Raw genomic sequence first — 9,628 nt, forward strand, 5'->3', positions numbered from 1 at the left:
GGGGCGGGGTGTCGCACCGACACCCCGCCCCGTCCGGTCACTGCGGTGAGACCGTCAGGGCGTTGATCCGCCAGAAGCTGCCCGGAGTCGAGGACAGGGCCAGGTCCACCTCCCGCCCCGCGGTCCCACCGTCCACCGCGAAGGTGAGCCAGCGGTACTCGTGGGCCGGCAGCGTGGCGTTGCGAGCGACCTCCGTGCCATCGACGGTGACGATCGTCGGCGGCGTCGAGTAGTCGCCGTCGCCGACGAGGACATGGACCTCCTGTCGGCCGGCCGGCACCGTGATCCGGAGGGTCGCCGGGCTCGTCCCGCCGGTGAAGTCACGACGCAGCGCGTCCTCACCGGAGCCACGGTCCCGGGAGTCCGGCGCCGTGCCGACCCAGCCGAAGCCCCGGCTCGCGTCCCAGGCCGACTCCGGGCTGAGCCGCTGGTAGCCGTCGGCGACCGGGCTCGTCGTGCTGCCCGCGTCCAGCCGCAAGGAGCACTTCGACAGGTCGGCCCCGCAGTAGTCGACGCCGACCTGCTGCGTCGCTCCCGCCGTGTTCTCCGTCCCCCGGAACGTGTAGTCCGCACTCGCCTCGAGGAGGTAGTTGCCGGGTTGCAGGTCCGCGGGAGGCGTGACCTGGTACGTGACGGAAACCGTAGATCGGGGCGCCACCTGCGTGACCGCCTTCGGGTCCGTCGTCGACACGGTCCAGCCGTCCGGGGCGGACAGCTTCATCTCGACAGGGCCGATCGCCTGCGACGTGCTGTTGGTGAACGTCGCCTTGAGGGGCGAGGTCACGCCTGCCTCGGCGGCGTACCGGCTCAGCTCGAGCTGCCCGACCGCCTGCCCGGGACAGGTCGTCCCGGCCGGGGCCGGGCCGAGGTCGTCCACGGCGAGGTCGTCGATCACCACGTCACCGACCCCCGTGAGGGAGTTCATCGCGAGGAAGTAGTCGCCGCAGCCGGTCCCGGTGCTGAACGTCTGGGCGAATGTGCGGTGCGGCGCCGGGTACTGCGGCGGCAGCGAGTCGGTCCAGCCCGCCGGGCGCGGATCGGTCGCCGGCGGCGCGGAGTCGAGCGACCGCGTCGTCGTCCGGGCGAGGGGAACGCGAAGAGCCACGCCGTCCGGATTGTCCGTGCGCGCCTCGAACGCGTACGCCCCGGGACTGTCGCTCTGGTAGCTCGCTGTGACCCGGTACATCCGGTCCGACTCAAGACGGAGGGTCCCCTCCCAGGTGCGGTAGGTCAGCCCCGGTCCCGCCGGCCGCTGCTTGAGCGAGTACTTGCCGTTGATCGTGTCCCGCGTGTATCCCTCGTGGTTCTGCGAGGGGTGAGTCCGGGCGATGCTCTTCGCCGTCGGGATGAACGGGCCCCACCCGGGGCCCACGTGCTCGAAGTCCTCGAAGAAGGCGTGGTTCCCCGGGTTGCTCGTCGCCGTGTGGGGCATGACCCGGACGTCGGTGAACGTGACGGCCGCGGCGTCGGTGTCACGGGCTCCGACGAGGTGGAGAACGGCACTGCTGCGTCCCTGCGGAACAGTGAACGGAACGGTCAGCCGCTGGACGTGCTGCCCCTGGAAGGAGCTGACCTCGTCACCGTTGACCGGCGGTGGGCCTTGGATCGTCTTCTCGGCCGCCTGGTCACCGAAGCCGTCGATGCGAAGGCTTGCGCGTCTGTCACCCGTCGTGCCGACCCAGGCGGAGGCGAGGTATGTCCGGCCGGGGACCAGCCCGGAGACCTCCTGGCTCACCTCACCGCCCTTGCCGCCGATGCTCGCGTGGTTCCAGCCACGGGCGTCCGTCGCCGACGTGACGGCGCCGGCCTTGTCCCAGCCGTGGAGTCCCGCCGAGAACTGGTTGTTCACCACGCGTCCCCCCTCGCCGAAGCCGACGGACTGGGCCGTCGCCTGCGGGCGGGTCGGGGCGTTGACCGGTACGAGGACGTACGGCGTCCGCGCCTTCGCCGGAACGGCCACGGTCCCGTTCGTGATCGGCAGCGTGCCGACCTGCACCCGGCCCCGGTCGGTCAGTCGGTAGAGCTTGGCCTGCGACTGACCGGCCCACGCCGCCGGCACCTGCCACTTCGTCGTGCCGCCGTCCGGGTTCCAGTGGTAGATCTTCTCCTCGGTCGTCGGGTTCCACGGAAGGAAGATCTTCGATCCGTCCATGACAAGGCGGCCGTCGTGGCGGATCTGCCGGCGCCCCTCCGGCCCACGCGTCACGCTGGTCGCACCCGTGAGGTCGACCCGGTCGTCGGTCATCCGCATGACGTCGAAGGACTGGAGGTACTTCGTCGGCAGGTTCTGGGTGAAGGTCTCCTCGAGGAAGTCCGTCCAGTCGTGGCCACCGTGCCACCCACCGACCCCGTGCTCGTTCGCGGCACCCATGAGCAGGGCGTTCTTGCGAACCCACGCGTCCCGGTTCGCGTTGTCGATGAACCGGATGATGTTGCTGTTGATCCCGACGTTCTCGAACTCCGCCGAGCGGTGGTACCACACCGCGCTCGGCCAGAGGTAGCCCTCGAACTCGGTGTACAGGTCCCACCCGAGGCCGTTGATCGTCGACGCGACGGTGTGCGCCGGCCACCCGTGTCCGAAGTAGGCGTCGACGTAGACCCAGGACAGGTCCGGAACGTCGTCCTTGAGCGCCGCGATGCGCTTCTGGAACAGGTGCTGCTGGGTGTCGTGGTTGTAGTCGATCCGGTAGGTGCAGTCACGCCCGCACCAGATCTGCTGGAGCGGTGTCGCCGCGTTGTCCCATCGGAAGTGGTCCGCGTCCGGGTGCTGTTCCGCGGCGTTGATGTGCACGCCGATCCGTGCGTTGAACTCCTTGGCCTTGGCGACGAGATGCTTCAGGTCGGCCAGTCCGCCAGCGAGCTCGTTGTAGTGGCCGGCGTAGTCCGGGTGACCGGAGTCGTGGCCCTGGTCCTGGTATCCCTTGAGCTCGATCGACTGACCGAGGCCGTCGGTGTACAAGTAGGTCCGCTTGATGTCGTTCAGTGAGTCGACGAACGGGTTCTCGACCTGGTTGGCGATGTTCCACTGGATGTCACTGACGACGTTCTTGCGAACGCGGTCGGCTCCCTTGGGCTTCGGAGTCGCGGCACGGTAGGCGATCGCGCCGTCCTGCCAGTCGACGCGCCCGTCGTCATTGGCATCCGGGGAGATGACGACCTTGGCGGCGGGATGGACGGCCACCTCTCCGTCGAGTCCGCGATAGGTCCACGCGGCACTCCAGAGTCCGGTCTGCTTGACCCCGTCGACCGAAGTGGTCTGGGTGTTCAATACCTCCTTGTCCCCTATGGCGTTGGACCAGACGCCCGCTGCGAGCCGGTCGGTATTGACGAGGGCGACCGTCGTGGCCTTCGGGCTGCTGTCGACGGGGAGGTCCGTGACGCTGGCGTAGACGTCGGTGAGTTTGTGGTCGTTGTAGGAGCCGTCGAGCGGGAGCGGAGCGCTCGAGAGGCGCGCCCCAGGTTGATCCGCGTCGACCGAGACCAGGCTCTGACCGGGGATCCCGATCGTCCGGACCTTCGTGCTGCCCGACTCGGTGATGTCGACGAGCGCGAGGTCCAGGACGTTGCCCGTGATGGTGAACCGAGCCGTGAACCGGACCCCTACCGGATCGACGTGCACGGTGTACTCGACCCGGTCCGGACGGGCCGACTCCCTGGTCACGGACGGTGCGTACGTCGACCCGTTGATCATGATCCGCCCGGCCCGCCCGTCCGTCCCGCCGAGCACGGCGCCGTCCGCGGCATAGCTGCGCACCCGGGGGAACGACGGGTCGAGGCGCACGGTCACCCGCGAAGACGAGATCACGACGTCGTCGGATGTGGGTGCGGTTTCGGCTGAGGCCGACGGGGGGCCGACGACGCCCACGATCACGCCCAGGCCGATGAGAGCGGCCAGCACTCGGAGGAACCTCACGTTGTCTCCTTTTGCCGCAGCCCACACCGCTGTGGGCCGTCAGGGGAGACAGCATGGGAGCAATCCGGAGCGGGGTGGCCAAACCGATCAGAAACAATCAGAGCTGGTCCGCGAACGCGGCACCGAGGGCATTGCCCTCGCAGGTCAGATCCGCCTCGCAGGATCGAGCGGTGGCCCCCGGATGGGCCGCCCCGCACATCCGATATCTCCCGCCTGGGTCGCACAGTCACAACCCAGAAAACATCGGAGGGGAAAGCTAGCTACGGCCCCGCTTCCGGTGTAGAAAGGGGGCCAGGGCCCGCCAATCGTCGGAGGTTTCCGTGCATTTCCGTCCCGAGCGACGCTTCGGCCTTACGCTTCTCTGTCCGTGCGCCGCGACGCTCACCGGAGGCTCCGGCTGGTCGGCGAGCGGGACGGCCGCGCTCGCGGTCGTGCCCTGCGTGGTCCCCTCCGCCGCCACGCCGCTCGTCGCCTGGGACCCGTCCTCCGGCACCACCGTCGCCGACGTCTGCGGCCACGGCAGGGATGCGACGGTCATCGGCCCCGCCGCCTACGACGCGGATGGCGGCCTCGTGCTCGGCGGGTCCACGTACCTGACGACGGCGCCGACCATGCTGGGCTTCCTTCGCGAGGCGACGTTCGCGGCCCGGGTGAGGGTGGCCGCACCGTCCGGATACCGGCTGTTCGACTCGCAGCCGTCCGGAAAGCCCGGCACCGACGGCGTGCTCGTCGATCCGACCCCGGACAACAGGGTGCGCTTCATCGGCGCCGGGCTCAACGTCGTCAGCCGACGTCGTCGTGCCGTCCGGGCGCTACCTCGACCTGGTGGTCACGATGAGCCGCGATGGCGCCGTCACCGTCTACGTGGACGGCGCGCGGGCGGGCTGCGCCTCGGCCCCGGCTGACGGGATATTCGGCTACGCCACGCGTCCGCGGCGATTCGCGGCCGACCAGGGCGGCGGCCAGCGGCTGTCCGGAGCCGTGGACCGGATGGCGATCTTCGCCCGTGCGCTGACCGCAGCCGAAGCGGCCACCTGGCAGCCTTCTGAGCTGCCGAGTCTCCAAGTCGTCCACGTCATCTGACGTCGTCTGAAAGGTATCTCGATGACCGACCTCGTCCCGACACGCAGGGCCGTGCTCGGCGGCGCCCTGGGGGCTCTCGCCCTCGGCGCGCTGCCCGCCATGGCGGGAGCCGTACCGGCTCACGCCGCGGCCCCGCGCTTCCCGCTGAAATACCGCATGGACACCCCCGAGAGCTGGGCCGCCTTCCTCGGCGACCAGGACCTGCGCTGGGGGCGGGTGCCCCGCACCTTCTACGAGGGGCCCTTCCTGGGCAACGGCGGGCTGGGCGCCGCCGTGTACACCGAAGCGAAGGGACGCCTGGCCTTCACGCTCGGCGACAGCCGCGTGCGCGACCACCAGGAGACCGGTCCTCTCGAGGACCTTAGCTCGCTGTTCGGCAACGCCCGGCTCCGCATCGGCCGCCTGGACCTGGTCACCAAGGGCGAGATCGTCGACGTGGACCTGCGGCTGTCGCTCTTCGACGCCGAGCTCAGCGGGACGATCACTACGTCGGCCGGCGCCGTCACCCTCCGCGCCTTCGTCCATGCGACCAGGGATCTGCTCGTCGTCACGGCGGAACCGTCGGACGGCGAGACCGTGACATGGGAGTTCACTCCCTTCAAGGCCGAGAGCCCCCGGCTCGGCTTCTTCCCGCGCCCCGAGGGGCTGAAGGACAACCCGGCCCCCGTCGTGAACCCCGGACTGTGCGAGCAGGACCTGACCGCCGGGGGGCGTACCACCACCGCCTGGCGCGTCACCGGTGGGACGCTGCTGGCCACGGTCGCGCATACCTTTCCCGACAGGACCGCGACGGAGCGGGCCCGCGTCGTACTCGACCGGGCGGGCGACCTGGCCGCGCTCACCGCCGAGCACCGGGAGTGGTGGCACGCCTTCTACGGCAAGAGCTTCGTGTCGGTGCCCGACGCCCGGCTGCAGAGCTTCTACTGGATCCAGCTCTACAAGATCGCCAGCGCGACCAGGCGCGACCTGCCACCCGTCGGCACGTGCGCGCAGTGGCTGGAGCCGACGCCGTGGCCGGGCACGTGGTGGAACCTCAACGTGCAGCTCGAATACTGGCTGATCAACGCGACGGGACACCGCGAACTCGACTCGCTGACCGCCTCGCTCGACAAGTACCGCGACAACCTCGTGCTCAACGTGCCCGAGCGGTACCGGCACGACTCGGCGGGGCTCAGTCGCATCAGCCAGGAGGACCTGAGGACGGACACGCTCGAACCGGCGGGAGCGAACGCGGCGGCGCCGATTCTGGAACTGGGCAACCTCACCTGGGCGTTGCACAACGTCTGGCTCGGCTACCGGCACACCATGGACGACGCGGTGCTGCGGGACGTCCTCTACCCGCTGCTGCGCCGGTCGATCAACTACTATCTGCACTTCCTCACCGAAGGTGCGGACGGCAGGCTGCACCTGCCCAAGACGTACTCCCCGGAGTACGGCTTCGCGACCGACTGCAACTACGATCTGGCGCTCCTCACCTGGGGCTGCCGGACGTTGCTGTGGACGGTCGAGCGGCTGGGCGTCACCGACGAGCTCGCGCCGCGCTGGCGGGAGGTGCTCGACCGGCTGGTCGCCCCGCCGCAGGGGCCCGACGGGCTGTGGATCGGCGGTGACCGCAGGCTCACCTCGTCGCACCGGCACTTCTCTCACCTGCTGTGGTTCTATCCGATGTACCTGCTCGACGTGAACGACCCGGCCAACCGTGACCTGCTGGAGCGGTCGCTGCAGCACTGGGTGGGCTTCACCGGGGCGCTGCAGGGCTACACGTTCACCGGTGCCTCGTCGATGAGCTCCCTGCTCGGCGACGGCGACCGGGCGCTGGAGTATCTCAACACGCTGCTCGACCGCTACGTCAAGCCGAACACCATGTATGCCGAGAGTGGCCCGGTCATCGAGACGCCGCTGGCCGGCGCCCAGTCGCTGCACGACATGGTGATCTCCAGCTGGGGCGGTGTCGTCCGCGTCTTCCCGGCGGTCCCGTCGACGTGGGACGACGTGGCCTTCCACAATCTGCGTGCCGAAGGCGCCTTCGAGGTGAGCGCCGTACGGCGGGGCGGTGCCACGGCGTTCGTACGGGTGAGGAGCCTGGCGGGCGAGCCATGCCGGGTGATACCCGGCGGGCTGCCCGGTCCCTGGGAGGTCCAGCGCCTGCACGACCCGAAGGAGGTCACGTATGCGACGGTGAACGGTGTGCTCGAGATCGACCTCGGCAAGGGCGAGGAGGTAATGATCTATCCCGCCGGGACCCGGCCCGACACCGTGCTCGGTCCGGTCGGCGGCTCGTACGCCTGGGGCCGACCAGCCGTCAAAAGAGGCCCGAGCGTGCCCGTACCGCTGGACGGGCTGCTCGACCATGACGGCATCACCTGGCAGGACGCCCTGCGCGACGGCGACCTGGGCCAGGGGTACTCGCTGCCAGCCGAGGAGATGCCCGCGCCCGGCCCGTGGCGCAGCGGGGGCGTCGACTGGGTGTTCCCCTCCTACGAGAACGGGCGCAAGAACAACCTCGTCCCCGCAGGGCAGCGCGTCCCGGTGCCGCAAGGCAGGGTGACCAACCTCCACGTGCTCGGCCTGTCGGTGGGCGGGGCGTCCACCTCCACGGTGACGCTCCTCTACGCGGACGGGACGAATGCGACGGCCTCGCTGAAGCTGTCCGACTGGGGACAGCCTCCGCAGAACGGCGAGGACGTCGCCGTCGCGACCACGCACCGCCACCACGTGACAGGCGACCACGCGCTCGTGGTGCGCATCTTCCACCAGTGGGTGGCGGTGGACCCCGCGCGGGACCTCGTGGCGGTGCAGTTCGGGGCGAACTCCCGGATGCACCTGCTCGCGGTCAGCGTGGAGCGGCCGCTCGCCTGACCTGGTCGGCTGGCGTGCTCGGCTCGAGCCAGGGGCCATCAGGTGTCGCGTCCCCCGCCAGTCGGGGGACGCGACCGGCGGGGGACGCGGCCTACGGCTGGGTGCTGCCGCAGTTGGGCGCGCACAGCCGCCGGGCGATCCCCTTCCGCCGCGGAATCCGCCTGCTGCACTTCTCCACCCCGCGTGACGCGGCCACCATCGCGGCGTTCCTGCGCACGCGGGTGTGGGTCTGTCAAACGAACGGCTCTGTCGCACATGCGGTGGTGACGCAGCGTGCCCGTCGTTGCGGAAAGCGGTACCTGCAGGTGGGGCGGTCCTGTGCCCTGCCCGCGGATGCCGAACGACTCCCGCGGGACACAGACACACCGGTTCGCCGTCCCGGCTCCGTGGTGACCGAGGGCAGGCCCTCGGGTGCTGGGGGTCGATGATTTCTCGCTGCGGCGCGGTCACCGCTATGCCACGATCCTGATCGACGTGGTCACCCACGCCCGCGTCGACGTGCTGCCCGACCGCACCGCCCAGACGCTGATCGCCTGGCTGCGGGACCATTCCGGGGTAGAGATCGTGTGCCGGGACGGCTCGGCCACCTACGCCCAGGCCGTCACCGACGCGCTCCCGGACGCGGCGCAGGTCAGCGACCGCTGGCACCTCTGGCACAACCTCGCCGCCGCGGTGGAGAAGACGGTGGCCGCGCACGCCTCCTGCTGGCGCGCCGCGCCGACCGAGGCGACGCCCGGCTCCCGCAACGAGCGCACCCTGCAACGGCACGCCGCCGTGCACGAGTCGCTGGAGTCCGGGGTGGGACTGTGCGAAACCGCCCGGCACCTGGGCCTGGCACTGAACACCGTCAAACGCTACGCCCGCATCAGCGACCCTGACCAGCTGCTTCGTCCACCGCAGTACCGGCGCTGCCTGGTCGATCCCTTCCGTGGGCGCTGTCACGTTGGCTGGACGGGGTGGGATGATCTTCAGGGATCGAGCAGGATCTTGCCCGGATCATGCACCGCCCGCGTCTTGCGCCACGGCGCCAACGCCGCCGATATCGCCGTATCCAGGCCGCTCTTGCGGACCGTCTCCACCAACAACACGGCCCCGGCCTGCGAGACCGCTCCGCGGCCACCGCCCTCGACACGGACACGGGGGTACGACCCGATACTCTTCTTCACCTGAGGAGTGCCGCTTTCCTGACGACGAACAGGACCCTAGACAAGTCCCATCGTCCCAGGTCAGAGGCACTCCTCGCTTATTTGATCAAGCCTCGGACACTCACACTTGCGAAAGCGCGAGGTTAATGAGCGGAACAGGATCGCTGTTGTTCTTGGCCTGGGGTGCGGTCTCCGGCAAGGGGAGGTCTTCGGGCTGAGTCTTGATGATCTTGACTACGCACGCGGTGTCCTCCACGTTCGCCGGCAGGCTCAGACGATTGATGGGAAGTTGTACTACGCGCTGCCGAAGTCTCGGAAGGCCCGTGTGGTCGACATGCCGCCGTCCGTGGCTGAAGAGCTGAAAAGGCATGTGAAGGATTTCCCGCCTGTGGCGGTCGAGCTTCCCTGGGGGCGGCCAGGAGAGGACAGGCCGACGGAAAAGTTCTCGTTGCTGCTCACCACCCGATTTGGCAACCCCATCGCGGTCAATACATGGAACACCTATACGTGGAAGCCTGCTCTGGCCAAGGCTGAGCCCGGATCCACCGGCTTGATTTCGGGTTGATCGTTTCGGGGGTGTGCAGGCCGTGTCGGGGCTGGGTTGCGGATTCGGGCGTGGGGTGGCCGC

5 protein-coding genes and 2 pseudogenes are annotated in these 9,628 nt (G+C 69.5%); 5 read left to right on the forward strand and 2 right to left on the reverse strand.

All coding sequences use genetic code 11. The features are described from left to right. Window positions 1–37 precede the first annotated feature (37 nt). The gene (locus ACWD6R_RS31245; protein WP_451821771.1) at window positions 38–3,913 is read right to left on the reverse strand and encodes an endo-alpha-N-acetylgalactosaminidase family protein; all 3,876 of its coding nucleotides are present in this window, start codon (window positions 3,911–3,913) and stop codon (window positions 38–40) included. A 320-nt stretch (window positions 3,914–4,233) separates the two neighbouring features. Here ACWD6R_RS31245 and ACWD6R_RS31250 point away from each other — a divergent pair, with 320 nt between their 5' ends. The 4 genes and pseudogenes from ACWD6R_RS31250 to ACWD6R_RS31265 all read left to right on the forward strand — a co-directional run. Then, window positions 4,234–4,818, forward strand: coding sequence for a hypothetical protein (locus tag ACWD6R_RS31250; protein WP_451821772.1), 585 nt, complete (start codon window positions 4,234–4,236; stop codon window positions 4,816–4,818). Then, on the forward strand, window positions 4,748–4,996 hold the full coding sequence (locus tag ACWD6R_RS31255; protein ID WP_451821773.1) for a LamG-like jellyroll fold domain-containing protein: 249 nt from the start codon (window positions 4,748–4,750) through the stop codon (window positions 4,994–4,996). The genes ACWD6R_RS31250 and ACWD6R_RS31255 overlap by 71 nt, the downstream gene beginning before the upstream one ends. Window positions 4,997–5,017: 21 nt before the next feature. Beyond that, a complete protein-coding gene (locus ACWD6R_RS31260) occupies window positions 5,018–7,855 on the forward strand; it encodes a glycosyl hydrolase family 95 catalytic domain-containing protein (protein ID WP_451821774.1) in 2,838 nt (945 codons plus the stop codon). Between the two features lie 405 nt (window positions 7,856–8,260). Then, window positions 8,261–8,785 (forward strand): annotated as a pseudogene (locus ACWD6R_RS31265) (ISL3 family transposase); the annotation flags it as partial. A 44-nt stretch (window positions 8,786–8,829) separates the two neighbouring features. Here ACWD6R_RS31265 and ACWD6R_RS31270 read toward each other — a convergent pair. Then, window positions 8,830–9,021, reverse strand: a pseudogene (locus tag ACWD6R_RS31270) (transposase); the annotation flags it as partial. Between the two features lie 106 nt (window positions 9,022–9,127). Between ACWD6R_RS31270 and ACWD6R_RS31275 the strand changes: the two are divergent. After that, window positions 9,128–9,565: a hypothetical protein gene (locus ACWD6R_RS31275; RefSeq protein ID WP_451821775.1), complete on the forward strand. Its 438-nt coding sequence runs from the start codon at window positions 9,128–9,130 to the stop codon at window positions 9,563–9,565. The last annotated feature ends 63 nt before the right edge of the window (window positions 9,566–9,628 follow it).

The sequence above is a fragment of the Streptomyces sp. NPDC005151 genome, from assembly GCF_053599875.1.

Bases quoted from the DNA above. Each gene is read 5' to 3' on its own strand.
- ACWD6R_RS31260 (WP_451821774.1), top strand. From the start codon at position 5,018: ATGACCGACCTCGTCCCGACACGCAGGGCCGTGCTCGGCGGCGCCCTG.
- ACWD6R_RS31255 (WP_451821773.1), top strand. From the start codon at position 4,748: ATGAGCCGCGATGGCGCCGTCACCGTCTACGTGGACGGCGCGCGGGCG.